The 26,910-nt window shown below is 68.7% G+C and carries 24 protein-coding genes and 1 pseudogene; 15 read left to right on the top strand and 10 right to left on the bottom strand.

All coding sequences use genetic code 11. From position 1 onward, the window contains the following. Positions 1 to 28: 28 nt before the first annotated feature. Together ACFVVO_RS37095 and ACFVVO_RS37090 are read right to left on the bottom strand one after the other, a co-directional pair. On the bottom strand, positions 29 to 1,219 hold the full coding sequence (locus ACFVVO_RS37095) for a PP2C family protein-serine/threonine phosphatase (protein ID WP_390061111.1): 1,191 nt from the start codon (positions 1,217 to 1,219) through the stop codon (positions 29 to 31). A 39-nt stretch (positions 1,220 to 1,258) separates the two neighbouring features. Continuing rightward, complete coding sequence (locus tag ACFVVO_RS37090; RefSeq protein ID WP_390061109.1) at positions 1,259 to 1,474, bottom strand: hypothetical protein; 216 nt, start codon at positions 1,472 to 1,474, stop codon at positions 1,259 to 1,261. 414 nt (positions 1,475 to 1,888) lie between these two features. On the opposite strand from ACFVVO_RS37090, the gene ACFVVO_RS37085 reads away from it, so the two are divergent. From ACFVVO_RS37085 to ACFVVO_RS37065, 5 genes and pseudogenes are all read left to right on the top strand, one after another. Continuing rightward, positions 1,889 to 2,038, top strand: coding sequence for a hypothetical protein (locus ACFVVO_RS37085; RefSeq protein ID WP_390061107.1), 150 nt, complete (start codon positions 1,889 to 1,891; stop codon positions 2,036 to 2,038). A gap of 263 nt (positions 2,039 to 2,301) precedes the next feature. Further along, positions 2,302 to 2,652: pseudogene (locus ACFVVO_RS37080) on the top strand (hypothetical protein); the annotation flags it as partial. A gap of 570 nt (positions 2,653 to 3,222) precedes the next feature. Further along, a complete protein-coding gene (locus ACFVVO_RS37075) occupies positions 3,223 to 4,050 on the top strand; it encodes an FAD binding domain-containing protein (RefSeq protein WP_390061106.1) in 828 nt (275 codons plus the stop codon). Next, positions 4,047 to 6,764, top strand: a complete 2,718-nt coding sequence (locus tag ACFVVO_RS37070) for a molybdopterin-dependent oxidoreductase (RefSeq protein WP_390061105.1) — start codon at positions 4,047 to 4,049, stop codon at positions 6,762 to 6,764. Before ACFVVO_RS37075 ends, ACFVVO_RS37070 begins: the two co-directional genes overlap by 4 nt. Before the next feature lie 6 nt (positions 6,765 to 6,770). Further along, on the top strand, positions 6,771 to 7,745 hold the full coding sequence (locus tag ACFVVO_RS37065) for an antibiotic biosynthesis monooxygenase (RefSeq protein WP_390061104.1): 975 nt from the start codon (positions 6,771 to 6,773) through the stop codon (positions 7,743 to 7,745). Positions 7,746 to 7,916: 171 nt separating this feature from the next. On the opposite strand, the gene ACFVVO_RS37060 is transcribed toward ACFVVO_RS37065, so the two are convergent. Beyond that, positions 7,917 to 8,375 (bottom strand): hypothetical protein, encoded by a 459-nt coding sequence (locus ACFVVO_RS37060; protein ID WP_390061103.1) that lies wholly within the window; start codon positions 8,373 to 8,375, stop codon positions 7,917 to 7,919. A 523-nt stretch (positions 8,376 to 8,898) separates the two neighbouring features. Here ACFVVO_RS37060 and ACFVVO_RS37055 point away from each other — a divergent pair. Beyond that, a complete protein-coding gene (locus tag ACFVVO_RS37055; RefSeq protein WP_390061101.1) occupies positions 8,899 to 9,066 on the top strand; it encodes a hypothetical protein in 168 nt (55 codons plus the stop codon). 386 nt (positions 9,067 to 9,452) lie between these two features. Continuing rightward, complete coding sequence (locus tag ACFVVO_RS37050) at positions 9,453 to 10,325, top strand: Rieske 2Fe-2S domain-containing protein (protein ID WP_390061099.1); 873 nt, start codon at positions 9,453 to 9,455, stop codon at positions 10,323 to 10,325. A 414-nt stretch (positions 10,326 to 10,739) separates the two neighbouring features. On the opposite strand, the gene ACFVVO_RS37045 is transcribed toward ACFVVO_RS37050, so the two are convergent. Together ACFVVO_RS37045 and ACFVVO_RS37040 are read right to left on the bottom strand one after the other, a co-directional pair. Continuing rightward, the gene (locus ACFVVO_RS37045) at positions 10,740 to 11,570 is read right to left on the bottom strand and encodes a hypothetical protein (RefSeq protein WP_390061098.1); all 831 of its coding nucleotides are present in this window, start codon (positions 11,568 to 11,570) and stop codon (positions 10,740 to 10,742) included. Between the two features lie 161 nt (positions 11,571 to 11,731). After that, entirely contained in the window at positions 11,732 to 12,820 is a 1,089-nt protein-coding gene (locus ACFVVO_RS37040) for a methyltransferase domain-containing protein (protein ID WP_390061136.1), read from the bottom strand. Between the two features lie 468 nt (positions 12,821 to 13,288). Here ACFVVO_RS37040 and ACFVVO_RS37035 point away from each other — a divergent pair, with 468 nt between their 5' ends. From ACFVVO_RS37035 to ACFVVO_RS37015, 5 genes are all read left to right on the top strand, one after another. After that, complete coding sequence (locus ACFVVO_RS37035) at positions 13,289 to 13,822, top strand: hypothetical protein (protein ID WP_390061096.1); 534 nt, start codon at positions 13,289 to 13,291, stop codon at positions 13,820 to 13,822. A gap of 48 nt (positions 13,823 to 13,870) precedes the next feature. Continuing rightward, positions 13,871 to 16,822, top strand: a complete 2,952-nt coding sequence (locus tag ACFVVO_RS37030; protein WP_390061094.1) for a M48 family metallopeptidase — start codon at positions 13,871 to 13,873, stop codon at positions 16,820 to 16,822. Between the two features lie 268 nt (positions 16,823 to 17,090). Then, positions 17,091 to 17,609: an SRPBCC family protein gene (locus ACFVVO_RS37025; protein WP_390061093.1), complete on the top strand. Its 519-nt coding sequence runs from the start codon at positions 17,091 to 17,093 to the stop codon at positions 17,607 to 17,609. Between the two features lie 36 nt (positions 17,610 to 17,645). Then, positions 17,646 to 19,958: an FdhF/YdeP family oxidoreductase gene (locus tag ACFVVO_RS37020; protein ID WP_390061091.1), complete on the top strand. Its 2,313-nt coding sequence runs from the start codon at positions 17,646 to 17,648 to the stop codon at positions 19,956 to 19,958. A gap of 18 nt (positions 19,959 to 19,976) precedes the next feature. After that, entirely contained in the window at positions 19,977 to 20,261 is a 285-nt protein-coding gene (locus ACFVVO_RS37015) for a hypothetical protein (RefSeq protein WP_390061139.1), read from the top strand. 375 nt (positions 20,262 to 20,636) lie between these two features. Here ACFVVO_RS37015 and ACFVVO_RS37010 read toward each other — a convergent pair whose 3' ends face one another. After that, positions 20,637 to 20,996, bottom strand: coding sequence for a nuclear transport factor 2 family protein (locus ACFVVO_RS37010; protein WP_390061089.1), 360 nt, complete (start codon positions 20,994 to 20,996; stop codon positions 20,637 to 20,639). Between the two features lie 25 nt (positions 20,997 to 21,021). Continuing rightward, on the bottom strand, positions 21,022 to 21,807 hold the full coding sequence (locus ACFVVO_RS37005) for an SDR family oxidoreductase (protein WP_390061087.1): 786 nt from the start codon (positions 21,805 to 21,807) through the stop codon (positions 21,022 to 21,024). Positions 21,808 to 21,906: 99 nt separating this feature from the next. On the opposite strand from ACFVVO_RS37005, the gene ACFVVO_RS37000 reads away from it, so the two are divergent. After that, positions 21,907 to 22,425 (top strand): winged helix-turn-helix transcriptional regulator, encoded by a 519-nt coding sequence (locus tag ACFVVO_RS37000; RefSeq protein ID WP_390061086.1) that lies wholly within the window; start codon positions 21,907 to 21,909, stop codon positions 22,423 to 22,425. A 324-nt stretch (positions 22,426 to 22,749) separates the two neighbouring features. After that, complete coding sequence (locus ACFVVO_RS36995) at positions 22,750 to 23,544, top strand: isocitrate/isopropylmalate dehydrogenase family protein (protein WP_390061135.1); 795 nt, start codon at positions 22,750 to 22,752, stop codon at positions 23,542 to 23,544. A 49-nt stretch (positions 23,545 to 23,593) separates the two neighbouring features. Here the strand turns inward: ACFVVO_RS36995 and ACFVVO_RS36990 are convergent, their stop codons facing one another. From ACFVVO_RS36990 to ACFVVO_RS36980, 3 genes are all read right to left on the bottom strand, one after another. Next, complete coding sequence (locus ACFVVO_RS36990; protein WP_390061084.1) at positions 23,594 to 23,980, bottom strand: ArsR/SmtB family transcription factor; 387 nt, start codon at positions 23,978 to 23,980, stop codon at positions 23,594 to 23,596. Positions 23,981 to 24,173: 193 nt separating this feature from the next. Continuing rightward, the gene (locus ACFVVO_RS36985; protein WP_390061082.1) at positions 24,174 to 24,548 is read right to left on the bottom strand and encodes a hypothetical protein; all 375 of its coding nucleotides are present in this window, start codon (positions 24,546 to 24,548) and stop codon (positions 24,174 to 24,176) included. Between the two features lie 246 nt (positions 24,549 to 24,794). Continuing rightward, on the bottom strand, positions 24,795 to 25,271 hold the full coding sequence (locus ACFVVO_RS36980; RefSeq protein WP_390061080.1) for a hypothetical protein: 477 nt from the start codon (positions 25,269 to 25,271) through the stop codon (positions 24,795 to 24,797). A gap of 666 nt (positions 25,272 to 25,937) precedes the next feature. On the opposite strand from ACFVVO_RS36980, the gene ACFVVO_RS36975 reads away from it, so the two are divergent. Continuing rightward, positions 25,938 to 26,717 (top strand): SDR family NAD(P)-dependent oxidoreductase, encoded by a 780-nt coding sequence (locus ACFVVO_RS36975; protein WP_390061079.1) that lies wholly within the window; start codon positions 25,938 to 25,940, stop codon positions 26,715 to 26,717. Positions 26,718 to 26,910: the final 193 nt, after the last annotated feature.

Raw genomic sequence — 26,910 nt, 5'->3', positions numbered from 1 at the left:
GGTGTGTCATGGCCGTCGCCTGCAGAGGTCAGGGGGTGAGTTCGTGCTGGTGGCCGACGCGCCATTCGGCGAGCAGAACGGTGGCGTCGTCGTCGAGCCGCCCGGAGTGGTGGCCGAGCACGGCTTGCATCAGGCGGCGCAGCGTTTCGTGCAGGGTCTGCTGGTCGGAGTGGTGGCGGATGATCCAGTCGACGAACCGGTCGCGCCCGAACTCCTGGCCGTGGGCGTCGCGGGCTTCGACGATGCCGTCGGTGTACAGCAGCAGGCGGTCGCCGGGCTCGAGCCGGTCGTTGCATTGGGTGATGGGCAGGCCCAGGTCGGTGCCCATGGGACCGGCGGGTGAGCATTTAAGCTCCATCACCCGGCGTCGGCCGCGGACCAGCAGAGGCAGCGGGTGGCCGCGGTTGACCCAGGTCAGCTGCCCGCTGTCCAGGTCCAGCTCGGCCAGGATGCCGGTGACGTAGCGACTGGTGCCCAGGTGACGGGCGAGCATGTCCTCGACGGCTTGGCTGGTCTCGGTAAGGGACGCGCCCTGGCGGCGGGCGTTGCGGCAGGCGGCCATCGCCAGATTCGCGGTGATCCCTGCCCTGATGTCATGGCCCATCGCGTCGAAGACGGTCATGTACGCGCTATGGCCGGCGATGGCGTAGTCGAAGGCGTCACCGCCCACCTCGTAGGCGGGTTCCACCAGGCCGCCGATGGTGATGTCGTTGCCGGCGAAGGCGGGTGGCGGCATCAGGTTCCACTGCATTTCCGCGGCGACGTTCATCGGGTCGGTACGCACCAGGCGGGCGAAGGAGTCGCTGAAGGAGCGCTTGCTCAGCAGTAGCAGCGCCGCCACCGACGCCAGATGCCGCAACAGGTGCCGCGCGCTGTCGTCGTCGCCGGCTTCGACGTCCGCGCGGAGCACGCCGAGCCGTTCTACGCCGTCGGTCACCGGTGCCCACCACCGGCGCGGGCCACGTCCGTCGCGTGCCGCTTCGGCCAGCAGGTCGACCCTCTGATAGGCGCGCCCGGGCAGCGTTCCGTCGACTTTGACCTCGTCGCCGCCGCCTGCCGCGTCCAGTCCATGTCCGGTGATCTGCCGCAGCACCGTTTCCCGGATGTCCACGGCGAACAGTGCGACATCCGTCATACCGAGGCGGGCGGCGTGATCGGCGATGAGGCCGGGCAACTGCTCGAGTGCGACGGTGTGACTCGCCTCGATCAGGTGCAACACGACGCCCTCATCGCCCGGGGAGTGAGGCATGGTCGTGCCTCAGCCGGGCTGTGGGTCGAGCGGGAGCGGACCGAAGTGAGCAGGTTGCCGGGCTGCGGCAGCAGCGCCGGCGACGGCCCGGCTGCCCTTCGGGACGCGGCGCGTGTGCACCGCGTCGTGCCCGTGCTGCCGTGCCCGGGTCTCGCCGTTCTCGGCATGGGGAACGGCAAAGGTCTCGTGCTGGTTCTTCCTGTCCTGCGGAAGCACAGGTTTCATGACCATTTCCATTACGGCACCCCTCGCTCCGCTGCGATACCGCCGGGCGCCGAGTACCCACAGCTTCGTCGTCGAAGTACAGCCCGTGTGGTCGTCACGAAAGGTCTTGCCGTCGTCGCCCGCGGTGCTCCGCGCTCTTCGCGGCCCATCCCGGGAACCGGGTCACCGTCGAGGACATGCTCGTGGACCGCGACAAGGTCGCCGTTCGCTCGGTGCTGTACGGAATCACGGGCGACGCACCCGACACCGCGCCCACCATTCTGGAGATCTTCCGCGTGACCTTCGGTGCTGGCCGGCGGACCCGCCCCCGATTTCGCCCCAACGCGCTGATGGAACGCTCACTGTCCCTGTCCGGTGGTGGTCTCCGGCACTTCCTGGGAACCCGCGAGGAGATGCTCTCCCGGGCCCCCGGACGTGATCGAGGGCATCAAGAACGGCTCGCTGGGCCCATGCATCCTCAAGACCCTGCCGCTGACGGAAGCCCCTCAGGCACACCGGTTGCTGGACAAACGCGAGGCGATCGGCGAGATCCTCCTCTCGCTGGACGGCCCTTCAGCGCCCTGACGCGGCAGTCTCACGCCACATCCCCTGTTTTTCCTACCCGATCCACCAGCTACGCGACCTTGGAGAATTCCTGATGCGTGCAACCCTCATGTACAGCGCCGGCGACGTCCGCGTAGAGAAGGTCCCGGACTCCGTCATCAAGCTGCCCACCGACGCGCTGGTCCGTGTCACCGCGTCCTGCGTCTGCGGCAGTGACCTCCGACAGGCGGGCAGTGACTCGGCGGGTGGCCAGAAAACGCAAAGAGTTCTTCGCGAAGAACTCTTTCCTCAACCCGGTGCTGGGGGCCATCCTCTTCGAGCGGGTGCCGCGCCGGATACTGGGCCGGGTCAACGCACTCGGTGACTCGCTGGCCTGGGCCGGTATCCCTCTCGGAGGGCTGATCGCCGGGGCGGCGGTGGCCTCGGTCGGACTCTCGCCGGTGCTGCTCGCTTCCGGAGCCGCGTACTTCCTCACCACGACCCTGACCGGAATGCGTCCGGAGTGGTGCGAGATGGACCGTTCGAGCGGGCGAGGCGTGCCGATGCGGCTTCCTGAGGAAGACGCTCCACAGACCCGAGATCCTCACCGAGACGGAACGCCTTCGGCGCAAAGCCGTCCTCGTCCACTGCCCTGAACTGGACGCAACCGAAGCAAGATGCTCAACCCGGACTGCAGAGGGAGATGAGCAGGCGCTGTTCCCGCACATTGACATGGCACACCAGCCACTCACCCTTCATCAGCCACCCCGACAGAGTCGCCGCCGTGCTACGGGGCTTGCTTCTTCCCAGCAGCGGACACGCTCAGTGACCGATCACGGAAATTGAGCCGGACCCTGTTCAGGTGAACATGAAGGCCCTGGATGGCTTGCCGGTCGGCCGATTCCGGGCGGAGGCGCTCGACTGAAGTGCTTACAGCCCGGGCCATGGCCCGGTTCCGGGGTGAGGCGGTGGACTGGACCCTGCACGAGGCGGGCTTCTCCCTCAGCACACGCCCCCCTGCCCCCAGGCCCACCTACGCATGCTGCGATAAAATGTGGCGAAAGTGCCTGTTTCCTGTGTCTGCGTCCGCCGGCACCTCGCGGCTCAGCCGCCTCGAACGGTACGGCACGGCGGCTCACGTGTGCTCGTCAGCGTGAGGTCGACGCCGGCAGGCGGCACGGGACAGTTGGCTTCCCGTAGGTCCGTTCTCCTGTAGGTCGGTTCTCATGGACCTCAACACCATCACCGAAGTAGTCCGGCGACCGTCCGAGCGGCCAGGGATGGACTGGCATGAGGGCGACGCCTGGCTCGCAGGCGGAACATGGCTCTACTCCGTGGAGCAGCCGGACCTGCGACGGCTGGTCGACCTGACGGCGTTGCGTTGGGAACCTCTTGTCCGGACGGACCAGGGCCTGGAGATCGGCGCCACATGCACCATTCGCGACCTGTACGCCTTTCCGTGGCCGGTGGGCTGGACCTCCGGAATTCTCTTCCGGAAGAGCTGTGAGGCATTCCTTTCCTCGTTCAAGGTCTGGAACACGGCGACCGTCGGCGGAAACATCTGCATGTCCTTGCCCGCCGGACCGATGATCACGCTGACGGTCGCGCTGGAGGCGCGGTACGAACTATGGGCGTCAGACGGCTCCGTGCGCTTCGTCGACGCCCTCGATTTCGTCACGGGCGACCACCGCAACGTTCTCGCCCCCGGGGAGATCCTCAGGCGCATCACCATTCCGGAGCACGCGCTGCGCAAACGCACCGCACACCGCCGTTTCACGCTGACCCGGCTCGGCCGTTCGACGGTGTTCCTCGTCGGCACCCAACGGCTGGCAGCGAGCGACCTGTTGCTCACCGTCACCGCCGGCACCACACGGCCGGTCCGCATCGCCTTCGACTCCCTGCCCGATGTCCGAACCGTGCGACAGAGCATCGACGCCGTGCCGGCCGGCCTCTGGTTCGCCGATCCCAACGGGACTCCCGACCACCGTCGCCATCTGGCACGGCACTTCGCCGAGGAGATATGCCGCGAACTCACGGCTGGGGACCTCGCATGAGCTACGTCGTGAACGGCATGGAATTCGACCGGGAACCGGCCCCCGGCCAGTGCCTGCGCACCTTCTTGCGCGAACTCGGCCATTTCGGCGTCAAGAAGGGGTGCGACGCGGGCGACTGCGGCGCCTGCACGGTGTGGCTGGACGGCACACCGGTGCACAGTTGCATCACCCCCGCGTTCCGCGCGGACGGCCGCGAGGTCACCACGATCGAAGGCCTCGGACGGCCCGGCGCCCTGCACCCGATGCAGCGGCAGTTCGAGGACGCCCCGGGGTTCCAGTGCGGATTCTGCACCGCCGGGATGATCATGACGTCGGCGACCTTCACCGAGGAGCAGAAGGCGGATCTGCCACGGGCGTTGAAGGGCAACCTCTGCCGCTGCACCGGGTACCGGGCGATCGAGGACGCCGTGAAGGGCGTCAGCGCGGTGGAGACGGCAGCACCTGGCAAGGCCGTCGGGACGAGTGTCGGCGCGCCCGCTGGCCATGACGTCGTGACGGGTCACGCCGAGTTCACCATGGACACGCGGATCGACGGCATGCTGCACCTCAAGGTGCTGCACTCACCCCACGCGCACGCCCGGATCCTTTCGATCGACAAGAGGGCGGCTCTCGCGGTCCCCGGTGTGCACCGGGTCTACACCTGGCAGGACGTACCCCGCAGACGCTTCACCACGGCCATCCACACCGACCACCTGGTCGACCCGGACGACACCTACATCCTCGAGGACACGGTCCGCTTCGCCGGCCAGCGCGTCGCCGCGGTGCTGGCCGACACGGTCGGGGCGGCCGAGGAGGGCTGCCGGCGTCTCGCGGTCGAGTACGAGGTGCTGCCGGCGGTGTTCGACCCTGAGGTGGCGATGACCGACGACGCACCCCAACTGCACGGCTCCCACGATCCGTTCGTCCGGGACCCCGTCCACAACATCCTGCTCGAACTCCACTCGCACATCGGCGACGTCGACGCGGGATTCGCCGCGGCCGACGTGATCCACGAAGGCACGTACTTCTCACCACGGGTGCAGCACGCGCATCTGGAGACCCATGGGTCGATCGCCTGGATGGAGGACGGCCGTCTGAACGTCCGCACCAGTTCGCAGTCACCGTCCATCGCGAAGGTCAAACTGGAGTACCTGTTCGCGCTGCGCCCGGACCAGCTCAGGGTGTTCTGCAAGCGCGTCGGCGGGGGATTCGGCGGCAAGCAGGAGGTGATCGCGGAGGACCTGGTCGCGCTCGCCACCCTGGACACCGGGCGGCCCACCTGCCTCGAGTACACCCGTGAGGAGGAGTTCACCACGGCCTCGCCGCGGCATCCGATGACTCTCACGGTCAAGCTCGGCGCGAAGGCCGACGGAACGCTCACCGCCTTCCAGGTACGCAACGTGTCGAACACGGGCGCCTACGGCAACCACGGCGGCGAAACGGCGTACGCGGGCGGAGCCGCCGTCATGATCTACCGCTGCCCCAACAAGAAGTACGACGCGTACTCCGTCTACACGAACACCGTGCCGAGCGGGGCGCTGCGAGGCTACGGGATGACGCAGCCGGCGTTCGCCGTCGAGTCGGCGATGGACGAGTTGGCGCGCGCCCTCCACATCGACCCGCTGGAACTGCGCCGACGCAACATCGTGCGGCCGGGTGAGCCCCTGGTCGCCATGGACGACGGCCCCGACGACGTGATCTTCACCGAGGACGGACTCACCAAGTGCGTCGACCTGGTGGACGACGCCATGGCCCGTACGGCCGACCGGCCGCCTCCCGGCCCCGAGTGGCTCGTCGGAACCGGCGTGGCGAGTTCGCTGCACGAGACCGCGCCCCCGACGGAACACCTCTCCGAGGCCTGGGTCACGTTGGGCGACGATCTCATCTACGAACTGGCCGTCGGAACCGTCGAGTTCGGGGAGGGCACCTCCACAGCCCATGTCCAGATCGCGGCCAACCAGCTGGGTACGACGCCGTCGCGCGTCCGGCTGGTGCAGTCCGACACCGACCGCACCGGATTCGACACCGGTGCCTTCGCGAGCGCGGGCCTCTTCGTGGCGGGCAACGCGGTCCTCCGGGCGGCCAACGCCGTGCGCGACCGCGTCCTGGAATTCGCCGCGGCACACACGGGCGTCCATGTCGTGATGTGCACGATGGACGACGACGGTGTCGTCTGCGGGGACCGGCGGGTGTCGCTGGCCGAACTCGTCGCGCTGGCCCGGGCGCGTGGAATCCGTTTCACCGCGGCACGCAAGGCGTACGGCTCGCCCCGGAGCGTCACCTCCAACACGCAGGGCTTCCAGGTCGCGGTGCACCGCGTGACGGGTGAGATACGCATCCTGTACAGCGTGCACGCGGCGGACGCCGGGGTGATCATCAACCCGGCGCAGGTCCGGGGACAGGTGGAGGGCGGTGTCGCCCAGGGACTCGGCTTCGCGTTGACCGAGAACCATCACGTCGACGACAACGGCGTCATGGTCAACCCGAACCTCCGGAACTACCGCATCCCCACCTACGCCGACATCCCCCGCACCGAGGTCCTCCTGGTGGGCTCGGCGGACTCGGTGGGGCCCATGCGGGCGAAGGGCATGGCGGAGTGCTGCGTCAACCCGGTGGCCCCCGCGCTCGCGAACGCGGTGCATGACGCCACGGGCGTCCGCTACCGAGCGCTGCCGCTGACTCCGGAACGCATCTACGGCCGGCTCCCCGCGGAGCAGTCCGTGCCGACGGGTTGAGCCACCATGAACACCGAAAAGAACGTAGCCGCCACGGCGACGGCGATCATCGGCCAGAAGATCATGCCAGGGGTGGAACGGGAGTACGAGTCCTGGCAGGAGAACCTCAACGCCGCGGCCGCCTACTACCCCGGCTTTCTAGGTGCTGAGATCTCCCCGCCGACACCGCTGCAACCCGACTGGGTCGTCGTGTACCGGTTCGACTCGGTGGCCCATCTGCAGGCGTGGATCAACAGCGCGACCAGGCAGACATATCTCGACGTCGGCGCCAAGTACTTCGACGGTCCGGCGACCCAGCAGGTGGTCAGCAGTGGCACCCAGTCACTGGATCCGCTGGTCACCGTGGTGGTCACCCACCGCGTCCCCCCGAACCAGGTCGACGACTTCCTCGACTGGCAGCACCACATGGTGCGGGAGGAGAGCAAGTTCGAGGGGTTTCGCGGGACGGAGCTCTTCCGCCCCATCGAGGGCCTCCAGGAGGAATGGACCACGCTGTACCGCTACGACAGCGCCGAGCACCTCGACGCCTGGCTGACGTCGCCCCAACGGCAGGAGGTCCTGGCCGAGGGCGAGAAGTTCAAGGACTTCAGACTGCACACGATCGACAACTCGTTCGGCAGTTGGTTCGCCTTCGAGGGCAACGGCAAGGAGGCACCGCCGCCGCCCTCCGAGACCAGGACCTCCCTCGCCGTCTGGGTCGGTCTGTACCCGACCGTCGTGGTGCTGACGCTCGCTCTGTTCCCGCTGCACATGCCGCTCTGGATCGGCCTGCTCGTGGGCAACCTGCTCTCGAGTTTCGTCATGAGCTTCCTGACCATGCCCTACTACGTGAACCCCCTGCTCGGGCGCTGGCTGCGGCCGTCACCTGACGAACAGGCGACAAAGGCCAACCTTCGAGGCCTCGGTATCGTCGCGGTTGCCATGGCCTTCTGGGCTGCCGTCTTCTACTTCGTCACGGTTCGCTTCTGGACCCTGCCCTGACCGGCGACCGCCCGGACGCCGAGGAGCGGCCTGGGTCTGCCGGATGTCCGGGGCGGGTGTGGGCCAGGGTTTCGCCGGAGCCGGGGCGGCCGAAGATGGACCCCTGCCGGTGGCCGCGCCGCCGGCGGCATCGACATGAACCCGCGTGTGCAGGCGCAACTGTTTCGGCGCTCACTTCCTCCCTGTCACGCGCGCGGGTGCAGTCCGCTCGGTGTCCGCCTTGTGTGATGGCACCAAGCCGACCCCCGTCGTCGGCCTGGCTCCCAGCCAGGTGAGGAACGCAAGGATGAACAGGCCCTCGACGATCAGGGAAAGCGGGCCATACGGCGGTTCCCAGCCGGGCTCGTAGTAGCCGTCGGGTAGCCCGACGGTGCGCGACAGCCCAAATCCGATGATCATGCCGAGGCTGACGGCCGCTCCCGTCAGCCATGCGGTCATGGGGCGACTCCTGGCCACGAGCGCGGCCGCCACGACGAGCATGACGGCACCGCCCACGGCGAACAGCACCCCGATGTAGAACTTCTCCTCAAGGTGATCCGGGACGAGAAGAACGTGCAAAACGGTGTTGCCGACCGCACAGCACGCTCCCAGTCCTCTCAGAGCGATGTCGGTGGCGGAGATGGAGTTCATGGCGGCTCCAGAAGGGCACCGGCGGCCGTAAGCCAAAGCATGGCTTCGGCCCCACGGGTAGCCGGCCAAGGACGCTTGACTGAGCGCGCAGACCGGCGCCGAGTCTTACGTATACGCGAAATGGGAAAGGCCGTTCCGCACTCGCGCCGGGGTGGGTACGGTGCGCTCCGGCCAGTGGACGGGTGAAACTGTTCGATTGTCCCGCCCGTAACCCCTAAAGTCGGGCTCCATGCGGAGGCACACCCCCTCTGGGGACGGATTGCCTCCGGCGCAGTAGGTACGGGATCGGCGCTCGAGGGGATTGCCTCCGGCCGACGGGATGAGGTGCGGCCTGCGGCCAGGAGGAGCGATAACGCGTCTTTCCGAGAGCGAGTGCGCCCCGGCCGGATCAGGGTTGCCGTTGTGCGGGGATCCCACAGTGCGCGTGTTTTCCTGATGGCAGCGACCGCTCGCCGCTCCGCCGGTGAACCGGCTGATCAGCAGGCCGGAACCTGTCGGCGGGACAGGCGAGGCCGGGAGCGTGATGAGCACTTTCCTCGCCGGTGAGCAGCCGGCCAAGATCGTGCGGGGGGCGAACCGGGAATCGGTCCGGCTGCGGGTGGAAGTCTCGGTCACGGACGCCGCGGTGGGCACCTCTCCGGGCGGCGTCCTCGTTGACGCCGTGGCTGGGGATCTTGGGTCCGTGGGCTGAGCAGGGAGTGGAGGTAGTGCTGGGTCTCCTCCAGGGGGCAGTCGGGCTGGATGGCCCTGTCGTCGTGGCGGCACAGGGGTATCGGCGGCATTCTTGAAAAGCGCCGTCTGACAGGAGGTACACGTGATCGACTCGTATCACCTGCTGCTCGTCCGCGGTGTCCGGCAAGTGCGGGACGGCTGGTGGCGCAGTCCGGCTTTGGCCAGCATCCTTGGCCCAAGGCGTGCCGCGGCGCTCCCCGCACGGCACCGGGCCCGTTTGCCCGATGCGGAAACCAGCCGGGATCGAGGAGACGGCGTCCCAGGCGCAGCCGGGCGGTTTTCGTCGAGCCCACAGGGCTACCCGCCCTTTCCCTCAGCGCGAAGTCAAGGCTCCGGGAGGACCTCATGACGCAGCGAGGCCCTGGACGGGCCCTGGCGATGCTGGACCGCCTGGAACGGTGGCCTGGCGCCGATCGGGTGATCGAGGCCGTCCAGCACACCGTGCGGTCGCTACCGCTCGGAGCAGCCCGGGACGTTCTGCACGGACGCTGGCTCGGCCACCCCGTGCATCCACTTCTCGTGCAGGTCCCCATCGGCACATGGCTGTCGGCGACCCTGCTGGACGTGCTGCCTGGGGTGCGGCGAGGGCCGCGCGCCCTCACGTTCGCCGGACTGGTGGTCGCTGTGCCCGCAGCGGTGACAGGCTGGGCGGACTGGGCCGAGTTGCATCGTCAGCAGCAGCGCGTCGGCGTCGTCCACGCTCTGGCCAACAGTGCGGCAGTCACACTGTTCGCCGGTTCCCTGGTCGCTCGTTCCCGTGGCCGGGAGGCGGCCGGAAAGGCACTGGGGATGGCCGGGCTGAGTCTCACGGGACTCGGTGGGGCGCTCGGCGGCCACATGGCCTATCGACAGGCATCCGGAGCCAACCACGCCGAGTACGTCGCCCACGCGGTGTCCTCCGGATGGCACCGCCTGGGAGAACTCGCTGAATTCACACTGGGGCAGGCAGCACGCCGGCACGTGGACGATGTACCCGTCATGGTCGTACGCGAAAGCGACGATGTGGTTCACGTCCTGGCCGACCAGTGCAGTCACCTGGCTGGCCCCTTGTCGCAAGGCGACGTCGCCGACGGGTGTGTGCGGTGCCCGTGGCATGGCAGCGTCTTCCGGCTCTCCGACGGGTGGAACCTGCGAGGACCGGCCACGGCCCCGCAACCCGCCTTCGACACGCGTATCACCGACGGCGCCGTGGAAGCCCGGCTCCGTGGCACCGGCTGACACCCGTTGCGGGAGGGTGAGCGTGTGATTGGCGCGGACGAGGGTGAGGCCGAGGCCGCCACGGGATGACCCCATCGCCATGGCCGACGCCTGACGCCGGGGTCAGGATCTCGGCTTTCCCGCCCTGGCCTGCGCTCGGTGCAAGGGCGACACCTGCGCACCTGGCGCGAACCGGTCCTTGCCCCCGCACCGCAGCACCTGGCCTCCTACCCGGACCCGCAAGCCCGGAGCGTGGCCGCCGAACTCGTCGGTAAGTTCCCCCACACCGGCTCGTTCACCGCATCGCCCGCCCAGGGCGGACCGGTGCGGAACCTGAACACGATGCCCTCAAGGACCTGACGATGATCCCGTCACCGGCCACGGGACCGGCCCGAGGCGGCGGAAGCGGTTCGGGACCTCATCTGCCTCGACCGATCATCGACAAGACGCTCCCTGGGGAGTGCCCTGCCGCCGCCTCCTGACGAACCGTCTGCCCGCCGGGGCCACAAGGGCCAGCACCCCCGCCGCCAGCACCCAGTGCTGCCACCGCCAGAGCGGATTTTGCCACCGCCAGAGCGGTGCGGGTGCCGCCTCGACGGGGATCGCGTCACGGTTGTTTCCGGGCACGGGATCGTTCGCACCGTACACGGTGATGGAGCCCTTGGCGCCGGGGATCCGCTTGTCGATCCGGATGTGGAAACCGATGGTGCTGGAGGACCCGGGGCCTGGGGCAGGCCGCTCCGAGAGGTCGCACAGGAAGAAGTAGTTGTCCTTGTCCTCCGGTGGCCGGCAGGAGTACCTCCGATCGTCGTCGTCCCCTTCCCAGGGAATGGACGTGATCGTGGTCCCGGGGGGCGGCACCACCGCGAAAGATCCACGGGCTCCGCCGTCCGGGGAACCGGGGCCCACGTTCGCCACACCGAGCCGGACCACGACGGTGTCGCCCACCCTGCCCTTGACCGTTTCGGTGACAGGGGCGTAGTCGGCCGGTGGGGACGACTGGGACACACCAACGGAAAGAGCCGTGCCCGGCTGCGGGCGGTCGACGCCGTGGACGGTGGAGGTGACCCCGGGCCGTTGCGGCTGCTCGGTCCGGTGGCCGGTGGGCAGCGGACCGTCGGCGTCCCACCGGGCACCACCTTCGACAGGCACCGTGGCGACCTCGGCATGCAAGGTGGTCTGATCGCCGGGCGCCGGCTGCGCCCACACCGGTCCCGCCGCAGTGAGCGAGACCAGGGACACGATGACGGGGCTGATCCCTCTCACGACGGCACGCTCAGCCACGGGGGCCGAACCCTTCTGCTCGCATCCCTGCCTCACATCTCCGGGACAGTACCGTTCCTGAAAGCCACTCAGCGGATCAAGCGCACAGCATTTCCACTGACCCTGACGGAACAGCCCACTTGCGGCGTGCTCGCGCGTGGTGGTCAGGCTACGAGCAGGCGGAGGCCGAGCTCTGCCGCGTCGAGATCGACCAGGTCGCGGTTGCGTTCGGCCCACTGGCCCGAGGAAAGGTCGTCGCGGAGCCTGTTCACCGCCCGCTGCTCGGCCTCCGGCCCGACCCTGGTCCATACCGATACCGCGCGGCGCACATGTTCGTCCAGGTACGCCTCGGGCCGGCGCCAGTAGGCCTCGAAGAAGCCGTCAGCACAGTCCCATGGAATGAGCACCGGCTCCAGGCGAGCCCCGATCGCGCGGGCCAGCTGGTCCACCGAGGGCCGGCCGGCGACGAGTTCGGTGACCTCAGGCAGATAGTCGCGGGTGAGCCAGAACCGGTGACGCCATCCGGTGTCACTTGCGTCATGCGTGAACACCACCACGCGCCGGGCCACTCGCCGCATCTCGCGCAGCCCGGCGATCGGATCCCGCCAGTGATGAACGGTACTGAAGGCCATCGCCGCGTCGAAGGACTGATCCTCGAACGGGAGGCTCTCCGCGGCGGCGGCCACGCACGGCGCCGCGCTCGCGGGACGCTGCGCCCGCATGACCGCCGACGGTTCCACCGCGGTCACGTCGCGGTCCTGGGGTTCGTAGGAGCCGGTGCCGGCGCCCACGTTCAGCACCGTCCGTGCGTCCCCGAGCGCATCCCAGATCCTCGCGGCGATTCGCGGCTCGGTGCGTCGCGTCGCGGGGTAAGCGGACCCGATGGCTTCGTACAACTGCGCGCCGAATACCTTCAGTTGTTCCTCCGACGTTGTCCTGATCCCCATTGCCCGTGCCTCCAGTTCCCTGTCCAGGGCCGTGACCATGGCGGCAGCGCGGTCGCGCTGTGCCAGCAGCAGGCCGCGCAGCCGGTGCAGGTGCGCGACCGCGTCGGTGTCCGGGTCGTCTACCAGAGCCGCGATGTCGCGCAGTCCGAAGCCCAGCCGCCGGTAGACGAGCACCTCCCGCAGTCGCTCGATGTCGCCCGCCGAGTAGGCCCGGTATCCGGACGCGGTTCGCGCGGATGGCTGCACGAGGCCGATCTCGTCGTAGTGATGCAGCGTGCGGACGCTCACGCAGGCCAGCTCGGCCACGCGTCCCACGGTCAGGTGTTCCTCCACGCCACCGACGATGCGGCATGACGCCACGTGAGGGTCAAGTGCTCGCTCTACGTTGCCTGGGACGGTGTAGTTCACGCATCCCTCCTGGACGCGGTGGTCGTCCGGCATCGCCGGGTGAGGATAATTGGCGCCGCGTGGTCGCAAGCGGCTCACGAGGCTCGTTCCGCGGGTGCCTATGGCGTTCAGCCCGGCGCCCTCGTACAGGGCGTGCTGGGACAGGCCGTTGTCGAGCACGTCCGCGGCCGTCGGGCCCGTGTCTCCCGCGTGCGAGAAACGACGACGCCGTGGACGGCACTCGGGGGGAGCGCCATCTGGCAGCCGGTCCGGCTGCGTACGGCTGATTTTTCCTGTCCGGCATCCGGCATCCGGCTTCCGTGCCACAGTGGTCATCAGCCGACCCGGCCGTCATGGCAAGCACCAGGCTCTTAGGAGGGGGATCACATGGTTTCGGAGGTACTCCCGTCCGAAGGACGCCCGGTCCGCGATGTCGTCCGTGAGGTGGTCATTGAGTCGGCGCCGGACGAACTTCCCCTGCTGGAAGGGCTCTTGGAACTCGATGACGCCACCGTCGTCCGGCGTCTGGACGGCCACGGGCAGCGCCGGGAACCGCTGGGCTTCGGCATGGGCGAGATCGCCGTGCTGGTCACCCCGGTGGTCTGGCTGGCTCTGGACCAGGCGGCCCGGCGCATCGGCGATGTCGCCATGGAGCGTGCGTCGAGGGAGTCGGCCGGTGTGCTGCGCCGGCTCTTGCGCAGAAGCCGTCCGCCGGTCGTGGTGCCCCCGCTCACCCGCCAACAGCTCGCCGAGGTGAAGCGGTTGGTGCTGGCGACCGCCGAGCAGCGCGGTCTTGCCGCCGCGCAGGCCTCGGAGATCGCGAACGCGGTGGTGACCGGGCTGGTCCTGGCCGATCCGTCCTGCTCGGACGACGGCGGGCCGGCCTCTCCCGCCGTCACCGGTTCCACGTCCGAAAACTAGCGCGCCATGGGCGTGACGGCCCCTCGGCCTCGGATCGACGAACGGGCGATGGGCGCGGGTACCACTGTGCGGTTCGCCCTGCTGGTGGTTCTGCTCCTTGCCGCGGGCGGGGCGATGATGCTGCCCGTGGTCAAGTCCTTGCACCGTACGGATGCCATGGGCTGCACACTCGCCACAGGGATCGACCCGGACCGGGGCGGGGACATGGCTTCGGTGATCAACGCTCTGAGTCAGGCCGTGGCCTATCGGGGCTGTATGGCCAAGTACGCACCGCCGCCGGCACAGTGGCTGATCTACGGTTGGCCGGTCCTGCTGTCCGTCGCCGCCACGCTGCTGTTCGTCCTGCTGCCCTTCTGGAAGGCCCGGCACAGGCGTGCCGTTCCGCTGGAGTCAGTGGATCCGGACGGTGATATCCGGGCGCTGCTGACCGATATAGCGGCTACGGCCGGCCTGGCCCGGCTTCCCCGGGTGGTCGTGGACCGGGCCTCGGTCGCGACCGGTGCCGTGGTCTTCGGCCGCAACCGCCGGCCGACCGTGTGCCTGTTCGGCGGTCTGCTCGCCTGCCGGCGCAGTGACCCCGAGCGCTTTCGGGCAGTGCTTCTGCACGAGTTCGCCCACATCGCCAATCGGGACATCACCGTCACCTATGGCACGGTCGCCGTCTGGCGCGTGTTCCTCGCGCTGGTCCTCCTGCCCTACCTCGTCTGGGTGAGCAGGCAGGTCCATGGCTTCCTCACCTGGTGGGGCGAGCCCACCGACCTCCCGTCGCTCACCCGTGGCCTGCTGCTGCCCGCTCTCACGGCCGCGCTCGTCTACCTCGCGCGGTCGGACGTGCTGCGCAGCCGGGAGGTCTATGCGGATCTGGCAGCGGTGCGCTGGGGTGCGGACCCGCATAAGTGGGACGTCACGCCACGGACCCCGGCGGACGGCCGGCTCCGGAGCGCGCTCGGCTCGCTGCGGGAGCTGTGGGGCACGCATCCGCGCTGGGAGGAGCGGCGCGGCGCCCTGGCGGATCCGGCGCCGCTGTTCGGGGCCCACGCGCTGCCGATGTTCCTGACGGGGGCCGCAGCGGCGATGGTCAACATCCATCTGCTGACCTATCTGTCGACCTACAACCAATACAGCCTTTGGCGGGTCCAATTGGTCTCGCTGGCCCCGGCCGCCCTGGTCGCCGGGGTGATCGGCACCGCCCTGTGGCGATCAGTTGCCTACGCGGTCCTGACCGGCGACCGGATCCCTTCAGGAGCGCGGGCGGGCCTGTGGCTCGGTGCCGGGTTCGGTGCCGGCGGGCTGTTCACCGGTTATGGGATCAGTGGTGCCCAGTGGCTTCCACAGCGGCCCGCCGTTCCGCTCCTCATCGTGTGCGCCGGGGTCGCGTTCGCCTGGTGGGTCACCCAGTGCGCTCGTCTGTGGGCCGGTACCTGGCGTGGGCGCTCCCTCCGTCCGCCACTGCTGATCGGCCTGGGCTCCGCCATGCTGGTGCTGTCCGCGTGGTTCGCCTGGTGGACCATGGACGGGGCGAGCTGGGCGGCCGGCGCGTCGTACAACAGCAGTGGCATGCGGCAGGGCGTCCTGAACGCGTTCCCCGGTTCCGGCGGTGCGGGTGCCCCCGACGCTACGGCGGCGGACGGTTCGGTCGTCGTATCGGCTTTGGCGGCCGCCTGGCCGATTCTGGGTGGATTCGTCGCCTCGCCGCTGATTCCCGCCGCCATCGCGGCCCTGTGGGTGGTACCGCTGGCTGCCTGGGCGCTCGGCCGCGCCCCGGGCGCTCCTCGCTGGGTGACCAACGCCCTGCCCGGCGGAGGCGGCCAGAAGGCCCCGGCGGGGGAACCGTTACCGCCCCTGCGCCGGGCTCTGCGGCCCGGGGCGCTGGGCGGGGGAGGATGCTGGCTCGCCGTCGTGGTTGCGCAAGCCCTCCTGCCCGCACCCCCGTCCGGTCCGCAGCAGCTGATCGGTGTCCACGAAGCGCACTATCTGGCGTCGCTGTTCGTCGCCCTGGTGGTGCCGGCAGGGGTGGCCGCTGCAGTCGCGGCGGCGCGGTCGGGCCGAGGACGCCGGCTGGTCGCCGCCCTGATCGCGGCGGAGTCGGCCGCCCTGCTGGGACTCGGGGGGATGATGCTGCTCGTCTCCTCGGACGGCTGCGTCGGGCCGCTGAACACCCTGGAGAGCAGCTGCTCCTGGCGTCCGGTCTGGGACACCATGTCGTGGACGCTGCCGCGCCTGGTCAACGGCGTCCTCACGCTCGCCGCGATCATCGCGCTTCTGGCGGCTGCGGCCGTATCACTCGTGCGACGCGTGCGCCCGCGGCAGACTCGGCCGACAGACGCGGCAGGCGAGGAACTCACACGGTCCGGCGGTGGAGCCGCTGATGGCCGCCGTCTCGGCCTGCGCCTGGTGACGGCCATGGTGGTGGTGGCGGCGGTGGCGGTCGCCGTGGTGGAGCCGGTCTCCCTGGCGAGATTCCACACCATGGTCCCCGACGCCGCCACCACCCAACGGACCGCCCGGCAGTGGTCCCACGCCACGGTCGTGACGGTGTCCGCCGACACCCGGGCACGGCAGGTCCACGCCTGGCACCGGCTGGGCGGCCGCTATCTGCTGGAACACGCCAAGGCCGACGACGACTACCTGCGCGCCGTCCTTCGCTCGGCAGTGGACACCAAGAACGTCCGGCTGCCCTATCTGGCCCGTCTCCAGCCCATCTGCGCCGACTACGGCAGAATCGCCGGCTGGGTGAACGGCGCCTACTTCCGTGTGCCCGACCGTGGGGCGCAGGCCGCCTGGCAGGCCCTCGGCCTCAGCGCGCAGAAGGGCAGCGTCGACTGCGAACGCGCTCTGAAGCAGCAGGACATCACCATGTTCGTCAGCGCGATGCGGGAACTGCTCGCGGCCGGGAAGAGCACCGCGGAAGTCATGACGAGAGTCGAAGTGGTGCTGAAGGAGGCGGGGTACGAGACCTACTTGCGATCTACGCAGAAGGCGCGCAAGCCGGGCTGGTGATCCGTCGCCTCGGAGCGTCCGGGCCGCGGACGAGAGCCTCGGGCTTCCGTCGTGTACGGCGTCGACCCACGCGGAGTCCCAGAGCACCGCGCCTCGCGGTCTTCGGATCGTGCCGCCGCGGCAGCTGCCTCGTCGCCGCTGCCCGCACCCACCCGACCCGGACCGCTCGGTCGGCTGCTCAAGGGCGCACACGGCTCACCGGCCGTGTGGCAGCCCGTCTGCCGGGCGGCGAGACTGGGGGACAGCGGGGGCGGGAGATGGGTGAGCCATGAATACCGTCAACGAAACGATCGAGATCGCGGTGCCGGTGCGTACCGCGTACGACCAGTGGACGCAGTTCAAGAGCTTTCCCCGGTTCATGACCGTGGTGAAGCGGGTGGAGCAGGTGAAGCCCAACGTCACCACGTGGGTCATCGGCGTAGGACCGGTGTGTCGCGAGTTCGAGGCGGAGATCGTCGAGCAGGAGCCCGACACCCGTGTGGCCTGGCGGAGCCTGGAACGGCGTCCCTCCCACCGCGGCGAGGTCTCGTTCCGGCCCACCGCGGGAGGAAGTACGTCGGTCAGGCTACGGCTGGAGGTCGAGCCGCGCGGCGTGGCCGGCGCGCTCACCGTCGTACCCGGGCTGACCAGGCGTGTCGTGCGATCGGAGCTCGGGCACTTCAAGGAGTACATCGAGGGGTTGGGGGAGGCGGGCGGCTCCTGGCGAGGGACGATCCGCCACGGACACGTACGGCCCGCGGAACCGGAACCGCCGAGGAGCCAGGTGCCCTGCTGGCCGGTCGGCTGACCGCGTGCGGGGCGACGACGAGCGAGAGGCGACCCGATGAACAAGCCCCCGGGCGAAGAGCCGCAGGACGAGCTCACCGTGACACCGCCCAAGACATGGGCCGCGGGTGTGCCCGCGGTGGTGCACGCCCTCGAGTACTCCCTGCAGCAGACGTCCCCGCTGAAGACGGGGGTGGACCTGCTGACCATGAACCAGGTGGGCGGCATCGACTGTCCCGGCTGCGCCTGGGCGGACCCCTCTCCGGGCCACCGCCATCGCAACGAGTACTGCGAGAACGGTGCCAAGCACATCAATGACGAGGCCACGACGCGCCGCGTCACCGCTGACTTCTTCCGCGAGCACAGCGTCTCCGAGCTGAGCCGCCGGTCCGACATGTGGTTGAACCAGCAAGGACGGCTCACCGAACCGATGGTGAAGCGGCCGGAGTCCGACCACTACGAGCCGATCAGCTGGAACGACGCCTTCGGACTGCTCTCCGCCGAGCTGACCTCCCTGGACACACCGGACGAGGCCGTCTTTTACACCTCGGGCCGGGCCGGCAACGAGGCCGCGTTCGTACTGCAGCTCTTCGCCAGGGCGCTGGGCACCAACAACCTGCCCGACTGCAGCAACATGTGCCACGAGTCCAGCGGATTCGCCCTGCACGAGACGCTGGGCACGGGCAAGGGAACGGTCAGTCTGCACGACCTCCACCACGCCGACCTGATCTTCCTGGTGGGGCAGAACCCGGGAACCAACCACCCGCGACAGCTGTCCGCGCTGGAACAGGCCAAGCTGAACGGTGCCCGCGTCATCGCGGTGAACACACTGCCCGAAGCCGGCCTGCTGAGATTCAAGAACCCGCAGAAGGCGCGCGGCGTGATCGGGCGTGGTGTGCAGATCGCCGACCGGTTCCTGCACATCCGCGCCGGCGGTGACCTGGCACTGTTCCAGGCGCTGAACCGCCTGCTGCTGGAGGCGGAGGACACCCGGCCCGGGCAGGTGCTGCACCACGACTTCATCCGCTCCAGCACCAGCGGCTTCGAGGAGTTCTCCGCGCACGCGCGTGCGCTGTCCTGGGACGACATGCTCACCGCGACAGGGCTGACCCGGAAGGAGATCGAGAAGGTCCACGACGACGTCCTGCGCAGCGAACGAGTCGTCGTCTGCTGGGCCATGGGGGTCACACAGCACAAGCACGGTGTCCCCACCATCCGGGAGATCGTGAACTTCCTGATGCTGCGCGGAAACCTCGGCAGGGCGGGCACCGGAGCCTGCCCGGTGCGCGGACACAGCAATGTGCAGGGCGACCGCTCCATGGGAATCTGGGAGCAGATGCCCGACATCTTCCTGGACGCGCTGCAGCGGGAGTTCGGCTTCGACCCGCCGCGCGCCCACGGACTGGACTCGGTGAACTCGATCCGGGCGATGCGTGAGGGCCGTATCAAGTTCTTCCTCGCACTGGCCGGCAACTTCGTCCGGGCCGCACCCGACAGCGAGGTCACCGAGGCCGCCATGCGCAACTGCCGCCTGACCGCCCACATCTCCACCAAACTCAACAGGTCCCACACCGTCTGCGGGCGGACCGCGCTCATCCTGCCCACCCTCGGCCGCACCGAACGGGACATCCAGGCAGGCGGAGAGCAGTTCGTCACCGTGGAGAACTCGATGAGCGAGGTACACACCTCCCACGGGCGGCTGAGGCCGGCCTCCAAGCTGCTGCTCAGCGAAGTCGCCATCCTGTGCCGACTGGCCCGCCGCACCCTCGACGGCAGGGCCGACATCCCCTGGGAGCAGTTCGAGGCCGACTACGGCACCATCCGCGACCGGATCTCCCGCATCGTGCCGGGGCTCCACGACTTCAACAGGCGAGTGGCCCGCCCCGGCGGCATCCAGCTGCCGAACCCGGTCAACGAGGGCGTGTTCCCCACCGCCACGGGCAAGGCGATGTTCACCCGCAACGCCTGGGAGATGCCGCGCCTTCCCGAAGGGCACCTGCTGCTGCAGACGCTGCGCTCGCACGACCAGTGGAACACCATTCCCTACACGCCCAACGACCGCTACCGGGGCATCCACGGCAGCCGCCGCGTGGTGCTCGTCAACCCGGCCGACCTCCGCGAACTCGGCCTTGCCGAAGGACAGCACGTCGACCTGGTCGGTGTGTGGACCGACGACGCCGAACGCCGCGCCCAGGACTTCGAGGTGGTCCCGTACCCGACCAGCCGGGGCTGCGCCGCCGCCTACTATCCGGAGACCCAGGTCCTCGTGCCCCTGGACAGCGTGGCCGACATCAGCAACCAGCCGACGTCCAAGAGCATCGTGGTCCGCCTGGAACCCGCGCCGGCCCGGACGAGCACGCCCCCGGGCTGACCCTCGGCGTCCGGCTGGGTGCTCGCGGGCGGGCCGGGCGGATCGTCGAGGAAGGCGGCGCCCGGCACAGGCGTCGCGGGCGGGGGCTTCATCGCGCTCACCGCGACGCTGTCGACGGCCGGCTCGGTCCCGGCCGCGGGCATCATGCTCATCTTCGGCATCGACAAGTTCATGTCCCTGTCGGGCAAGCTGCCGGTCGCACTCGCCCGGCGGGCCCGCCGACACGGCACGGAGGTGCACGCCGTGGCCGGCCGCTGCACGCTGTCCGCGCCGCCCGCCACTTCCGTTCCGTGCAGGCCCTGACCGACCTGACCGACCAGGACTGCGCGAGCGACAGCGCCCTTTCCGCACAACTGCTCACACAGTGCGGGCGGACCCTCGCCGACCGGTGGATCACCGGGTGCGCGGACGAGAAGGCGCCGGCGGATAAATTGACTCTGCCCCAAGGGCTGTCCCGTAACCGCAGGGGTTTGATGATGGGGATCTTTGATTCTCCTCACCCTGTGCTGAGGATGGCCCCGGATTTGCTTGCCTTGATTCCCCAGGTGTGGACTGGTTGATCTGCGGGTGGGTCCCGAACTGGTTTCTTGGTTGGGGGGCGTGAGGGTTGGGACGGGGCGTGGTCCGGGGTGAGTGGGTTCCCTCGTACGCGCGGCAGCAGGTGGTGTGGGAGCGGGTTCAGGGTTCGATGGCGAGGTGTTCGATGAGGTCGTTGTTCAGGGTGAACTGGTAGCGCAGATCGACGGTGCCGCCGGGGAAGTTGCCTTCTAGGTGGTGTGTGGCGATGTAGTGGGCCGGGTCGGTCTGCTGGGCGCCGGTGAGGTGGATGGTGTAGTTGAATTCGGTGGCGGTCCGGTCCAGCCACCGCTCGATCGCGGCGGTGCCCTGGTAGGTGTTGCCGTCGTCGATCACTGTGGCGTCGTCGGTAAACACGGCAATCGCAGTGGCGGTGTCGTGGGAGTGGTGCGCTGTGAGGTAGCGGGTGATCACCTCGGGCAGGGCGTCCGGGGTGATGGTCCGGGGCTGGTTGTCGTGCATGACGCTCCTTGGGGTGGTGGCGGGTTCAGACGGTGGGGGTGGTGCCGCCGTCGATGACGTGTTCGGCGCCGACGATGGCCGAGGCGCGGTCGGAGACGAGGAAGGCGACGAGTTCGGCGACTTCCTCGGGCCGGTTGGGGCGGCCGAGCGGGATGCCTCCCAGAGAGTCCATGAGCCGGCCCAGCGCCGCTTCCTCGGTGATGCCGGCATCGTGGGCGATCCGGGTGACGAGGCCGTCGGCGGCCGTGGTCTGGACGAAGCCGGGTGAGACGGTGTTGACGCGGACGCCGTGCGGGGCGACTTCGTTGGCCAGGCCCTTGCTGTAGGTGGTCAGGGCTGCTTTGGCCGCGGCGTAGGCCAGGGTTCCGTTCCACAGCGGCATGCGGCGCTGGATCGAGGTGACGTGCACGACCGCGCCCTTGCCCAGGGTGATCATGTGCGGCAGGAGAGCGCGGTCCAGGCGGACGGCGGCCAGCAGGTTCGTGTTCAGCTCCCTGGCCCAGTCGTCCTCGCCCAGCGCCGCGAACCCTCCGGCCGGCGCCTCGGAGCCACCGAGAGTGTTGACCAGGATGTCGACGCCTCCCGTGCGGGCTTCCACTTCGGCGGCCACGTGGGCGGCGCCTTCGGCGGAGGACAGGTCGGCGGTGATGAAGGTCTTCTCCTCGATGTCGTGGGGGCGGCTGCGGGCCGTGACCAGCACGGTCGCACCGGCCTGGGCGAGGCGCCGGGCGATGGCGGCTCCGGTGCCCTTGGTGCCGCCGGTGACCAGAGCGCGCCGGCCTTCGAGGGATTCGCTGATGGATGTGGTCACGGTGTGTTCCGTTTCCGGGTGCGGGGGTGCGAGGCACCGCTCCCGTCTCGACTGCTAAAATAGAAGCCAGTAGCTTCGACTTTAGCAGTAACTGAGGGGATGGCCACCTTGGCAAGCCGGATCAGGCTGGAGGACCGGGAGTGCCCGCTGTCCACGACGGTGCAGCACGTCGGCGAGTGGTGGACGCTGTTGCTCCTCCACGACGCCTTCGACGGCTACACCCGCTTCGACCAGTTCCAGGAGAGCCTGGGCATCTCCTCCAGCATGCTCACCACCCGGCTGAAGACCCTCGTGGCGGACGGCCTGCTGGAGCGCAGGCCCTACCAGACCAACCCTGTGCGGCATGAGTACGTCCTGACCGAACTCGGACGTTCCCTGCGCCCGGTGATCGTCGCCCTGGCCGCGTGGGGCAACTCCCGCCTCGCACCGGCTGAGCGCAGCATGATCCTCGTCGACGCGGACAGCGGTGACGAGGTCGAGCCCGTCGTCGTCGACGCCAGGACCGGACACCGACTCGACGACAGCACTGCCTACGTCTTCACTGCAGGTCCCGCGGCCAGCGACGCCATGCGCCACCGCTACGCCGGACAGCCGGCCGTTCCCGCGGACGAGGCGTAAGGTCGCCCGGAAAGGCCACGCAGCCTTGAGCGGGGCCGGATCTACAGGCCGTACCTGATCAACCTGGCGACACCGGCTCGTCGTCGGCGTCCTACCTGCCATGTCTCCCCAGCCGTTGAGAACTGGATCAAGAGGAGTAACACCGGTCGTTTCCAGGAATCCCCATCAGTGAGGTCCGGTGCCCGGCTGCTGGACGTCAGAGAAAGAGGAGGTCGACGTCCTTTTCGGCGCAGAGCCGTAGGACGACCGCTAGTTGTCGGGCGTCATCGAGGTGCTGTTGGAGGAAGGGCTCGCCAGTCTCCTCCTGCCATCGTTCTGTGATCTCTGATCTGCCAGAACTTCGACCAGTGGGCCAACGTCCGCCCCGTGCACTTCCTCCCGGGCGTCGCCAGCCCACTGCGCAAGGCCGATGACACCGAGCTGGACTGGGTCGTCGTCCGGGAGAACAGCGAGGGCGAGTACGCGGGCCTCGGTGGCCGCAACCTCGGCGGTCGCGGACCGGGCGGTGAAGTCGCGCTCCAGACGGCCCTGTTCACCGAGGTCGGCTGTGAACGCATCATGCGTTTCGCCTTCGACCTGGCTCGCACCAGGGCACACAAGAAGGTCTCCTCCGTCACCAAGAGCAACGCCCAGCAGTACGGCATGGTGCTGTGGGACGACGTCTTCAAGCGGGTCGCCGCCGACTACCCGGACGTGCGGACCGAAAGCGTCCTGGTCGACGCCATGTCCGCGAAGTTCGTACTGAAGCCCGAGGACCTCTCGGTCGTCGTCGCTTCCAACCTCAACGCCGACATCCTCTCCGACCTCGGCAGCGCGCTCGCCGGCAGCCTGGGCCTGGCCGCCAGCGCGAACCTCAGTCCCGAGCGCCGCTTCCCCAGCATGTTCGAGCCTGTCCACGGCTCCGCCCCGGACATCGCGGGCCAGGGCCTGGCCAACCCGATCGGCGCGGTCGGCAGCGCGGCCCTGATGCTGGAGCACTTCGGCCTGTCCGACCAGGCGGCCCGCCTCCACAAGGCGATCGAGGCGACCACGGCCGCGGGCATCCTCACCCGAGACGTCGGTGGCACCGCCTCCACCGAGGACGTCACCAAGGCACTCATCGACGCTCTGAACTCCTGACGACGCTCGCAGGGCGGCCACCACACCAAGGAAGCAAGCCCAGCCATGTTCAGCGGGCGCCGGTTTCAACTGAGGTGCTGGTTGCCGCTGTTGCTCGCGGCGGGGAGGTGTCGGTCTGCTGCAGCTCGGCCAGGAGCTGGTTCCGTCCGGCCAGAAGCTCGGTGAGGATGCGGCGAGCCGCACGCAGGAGTTCGGCCACATCGCCACCGGCGAGCGCGTACGTGACGGTGGAGCCCTCTCGTATGGACACGACGATGCCCGCGCGGCGCAGGATGGCCAGCTGCTGGGAGAGGCTGGAGGGCTCGATCTCGATGTCCGCGAGCAAGTCCCGTACGGGGACCGGGCCGTGCTGCAGCAGTTCCAGGACCCTGATGCGGGTGGGATGCCCGAGCATACGGAAGAACTCTGCTTTGGCTTGGTAAAGAGGAACCCGCATAGCGTTCTTCCTGCCTGTCTAGGGGCCTCTCATGGCGCGGCTCGCCCCCGAGGACGCAGCCGCGCCATGAGTCCTGCCTAATCATCTTTCTCGCTCCGGGCGGCCGCCGTTCATGAATTGTCGTCCTCTCCATGTGATGGCTTGAAGAATTCTTCAATTCATGAGCATGTGTCAGCCCGGTCTCGAGGAGGATCTAGACCTCGAGTTGCCCTTCGATCCGCTTGAGCTGATGGCGCGCCATGGCCAGGTTCGAGCGGGTCCTGTCGATCACGAGGTAGAGGAACAGGCCGTTCCCGTCCCGGCCAGTCACCAGCCGGATGAGGTGGTACTGCCCTCCCAGCGTGATCAGGATGTCCTCGATCTGGCTCTGGAGTCCGAGAAGCTCCATGGTGCGCACCTTGGCGCGGATCACGTCCGTATTCCCGGCCGCGGCAACCGTCAGGTCCAGGTCCTTGCCCCCACCCAGGGTGCCAAGGGCCATGCCACTGGTGTAGTCGACGACAGCCGCCCCCAGTGCCCCCTCGATCCCGGTCACCATTTCCTTCAATGCCACTTCCACAGTCGCCATCGGCGCCCTCCCCTTGATTGACCGCTGCGGCCGGCTCCGTTTCCGGGCCCGCCCGTGAACGCACCGTATGCGCACCGACGCACCGGGGGAGAAGCCTGCTCAACAAGGATCAAAGTTGATCGACGAGCCCTCTAATGTGGTAATCGGGTGATCATTCTTGTCGGGTCACCTAGGGCCGGAGCGGTGCCGAGGGCCACGGGATCCGAGACGAGGAAAAAGCAGTCCCGGCACAGCGGTGGCGATCAATCAGGGACTGGCCGCCGGGGGCGTGTGCCGGCCGAGGCTGAGCACCCCTTCGGTCATGCGCGCTGTCTGGGCGTCCTCTTTGAGGGTTTCGCATCGTTCGAGCAGGGCGTAGCCCTCGCAGAGCACGGTTTCGTGTCCGCCGTAGGACTCCAGGTTCAGGACCGCCGCCTCCAGGTGCCGGATCTCGCAGGCCAGCATCGGTAAACCGTCAACCCCCCGGGCATGGCTGTCGGCTGCCCGCTGGTGGAGCAGGGGCGTCAACTCGGCACCGCTGGCGTTGCGGATGGTCTCGGCGTCACTGCCGCTGCGCAGGACGAGGCAGGCCTGGGCATGTTCGATCACGCGGACGAGGGTCCGGTATTCGGGCAGGGACAGTTCGAAGGCCGGCAGCCCGTCGGTCGGGCGGCCTTCTGAATGGGTGGCGCCGGTGGCCGGGTCGGGAACCCTCGTACGTCTTCGCGCGCCGAATCTCTGCATCGATCCCCCCAATAGAGCACAAGAGCTGACCCTGACCGCAGACTGGTCCGCACCCAGGAGGCGGACACCCCACCGGCTGGGGCGGGTGTCCAGGCGTACGACTGCCCGATCTTCGACAGTCCAATGCTCAACTGTTGTCCTGCGAAAAGTTTCAGGCCAACCTTTATCAGGTAAAGACACGCGCCTGGGCCTCTCCGAGGTCGCAGTGCGATGCCATTCGCTCCTCTGTTTCCGTTTGGTCGTGAAGATGAGGAGGGGCTGATTCCTGCTCGCACGGTGAGCGGATGTGGCGGGCACGTCTCGACCACTTGTGCGATTGCCTCCGGGGGTCAGTGGAGTCGCTGGGGTCTGTCTTCCTGTGGGCGGAAGTCATGCGCACACGTGCCTTCGCCGTGCCCATCCGGCGTGCCCGCAGGAGAACAGCCGGCACGATCGGTTCCGCGATCATGAGCCACCCTGCGTCGCGCCCTCACCGATATGGCCGAAGCGGGCCCAAAGGAGTGATGACCCCGCCTGCACCCGCCCGAGCGGCCTGCCCAGTCGGAGCTCGCAGTCGGTCGACTGATGCGCAGTTCACGGTAGTCACCGGAAGCTGAGGGCAGTGAAACCGCCGGAAGCGGTACCGAACATCGGTGCGTATCGGCACCGGGAGAACCAGGAGCACCAATGAACAGCCCACTACACGGCCGCACCGCCGTGGTGAGCGGCGCCAGTAAAGGCATCGGACTGGCCATCGTCGCGGCCCTGGCGCAGGCCGGGGCGACGGTGATTGCCGGATCCCGAACCTCCACACCCGAACTGGAGGCACTTGTCAAAGATGGCGCGGTCACCTGGATCCCCGTCGACCTCAGCGATCCCCAGGACGCCGAGCGGCTCATCCGCGAGGCCAAGGGACGCGTCGACGTCCTGGTCAACAACGTCGGCGCCGCCCCTGCCCGGACCAGCGGCTTCCTGTCGGTGACCGACGCCGACTGGCAGCACATCCTGAATCTGAACCTGCTCAGCGCCGTACGAGTCACCCGAGCGGCCTTGCCGCTCATGCTCCAGGCCGGGCAGGGTTCGATCGTCACGGTCGCCTCCGTCAACGCCACCCTGCCCGACCCGATGGTGATCGACTACAGCGCCAGCAAGGCCGCCGTCGTCGCTTTCTCCAAGGCGCTGTCGAAGGAAGTCGGGCCCAAGGGCATCCGCGTCAACACTGTCAGCCCCGGACCGGTGCAAACCGACTTGTGGCTGGCCCAGGACGGGGTCGCAGCCACGGTCTCCGCAGCCACCGGCATCACCCCGGACGACGTGGTCGCGCAGGCGGCCGGCTCCACCACCACCGGCCGCTTCTCCACACCAGCGGAAGTCGCCGACCTGGTGCTGTTTCTCGTCGGCGACCAGGCGCGCAACATCACCGGCAGCGACATGATCATCGACGGAGGATTCATCCCTACCTGGTGAGAACACGGGCAGCATTGACGTCCTCCCCCTCGTGAACGAGGGGGATTCCCCTATGAGGGGGTTCGGCCGGTCGCCCGGCTTACAGGTTCCTGCTTCATAGACCGCCTGGCGGCGAGGTCTCCACAGGCTGACACGGGCTGCCCGCCCGCGTGTTTGATGTTGATGGCCGCATTGACGTCGGCGTGCGCGGTGT

The organism is Streptomyces sp. NPDC058145, from assembly GCF_042884245.1.
Taxonomy (GTDB): Bacteria; Actinomycetota; Actinomycetes; order Streptomycetales; family Streptomycetaceae; genus Streptomyces.
Note: the sequence above shows the minus strand (reverse complement) of the source record. Positions and strands in the feature narration are given on the sequence as shown.

Bases quoted from the DNA above. Each gene is read 5' to 3' on its own strand.
- ACFVVO_RS37090 (WP_390061109.1), bottom strand. From the start codon at position 1,474: ATGAAACCTGTGCTTCCGCAGGACAGGAAGAACCAGCACGAGACCTTT.
- ACFVVO_RS37075 (WP_390061106.1), top strand. From the start codon at position 3,223: ATGGACCTCAACACCATCACCGAAGTAGTCCGGCGACCGTCCGAGCGG.
- ACFVVO_RS37070 (WP_390061105.1), top strand. From the start codon at position 4,047: ATGAGCTACGTCGTGAACGGCATGGAATTCGACCGGGAACCGGCCCCC.
- ACFVVO_RS37065 (WP_390061104.1), top strand. From the start codon at position 6,771: ATGAACACCGAAAAGAACGTAGCCGCCACGGCGACGGCGATCATCGGC.
- ACFVVO_RS37060 (WP_390061103.1), bottom strand. From the start codon at position 8,375: ATGAACTCCATCTCCGCCACCGACATCGCTCTGAGAGGACTGGGAGCG.
- ACFVVO_RS37055 (WP_390061101.1), top strand. From the start codon at position 8,899: ATGAGCACTTTCCTCGCCGGTGAGCAGCCGGCCAAGATCGTGCGGGGG.
- ACFVVO_RS37050 (WP_390061099.1), top strand. From the start codon at position 9,453: ATGACGCAGCGAGGCCCTGGACGGGCCCTGGCGATGCTGGACCGCCTG.
- ACFVVO_RS37035 (WP_390061096.1), top strand. From the start codon at position 13,289: ATGGTTTCGGAGGTACTCCCGTCCGAAGGACGCCCGGTCCGCGATGTC.
- ACFVVO_RS37030 (WP_390061094.1), top strand. From the start codon at position 13,871: ATGGGCGCGGGTACCACTGTGCGGTTCGCCCTGCTGGTGGTTCTGCTC.
- ACFVVO_RS37025 (WP_390061093.1), top strand. From the start codon at position 17,091: ATGAATACCGTCAACGAAACGATCGAGATCGCGGTGCCGGTGCGTACC.
- ACFVVO_RS37020 (WP_390061091.1), top strand. From the start codon at position 17,646: ATGAACAAGCCCCCGGGCGAAGAGCCGCAGGACGAGCTCACCGTGACA.
- ACFVVO_RS37010 (WP_390061089.1), bottom strand. From the start codon at position 20,996: ATGCACGACAACCAGCCCCGGACCATCACCCCGGACGCCCTGCCCGAG.
- ACFVVO_RS37000 (WP_390061086.1), top strand. From the start codon at position 21,907: ATGGCCACCTTGGCAAGCCGGATCAGGCTGGAGGACCGGGAGTGCCCG.
- ACFVVO_RS36990 (WP_390061084.1), bottom strand. From the start codon at position 23,980: ATGCGGGTTCCTCTTTACCAAGCCAAAGCAGAGTTCTTCCGTATGCTC.
- ACFVVO_RS36985 (WP_390061082.1), bottom strand. From the start codon at position 24,548: ATGGCGACTGTGGAAGTGGCATTGAAGGAAATGGTGACCGGGATCGAG.
- ACFVVO_RS36980 (WP_390061080.1), bottom strand. From the start codon at position 25,271: ATGCAGAGATTCGGCGCGCGAAGACGTACGAGGGTTCCCGACCCGGCC.
- ACFVVO_RS36975 (WP_390061079.1), top strand. From the start codon at position 25,938: ATGAACAGCCCACTACACGGCCGCACCGCCGTGGTGAGCGGCGCCAGT.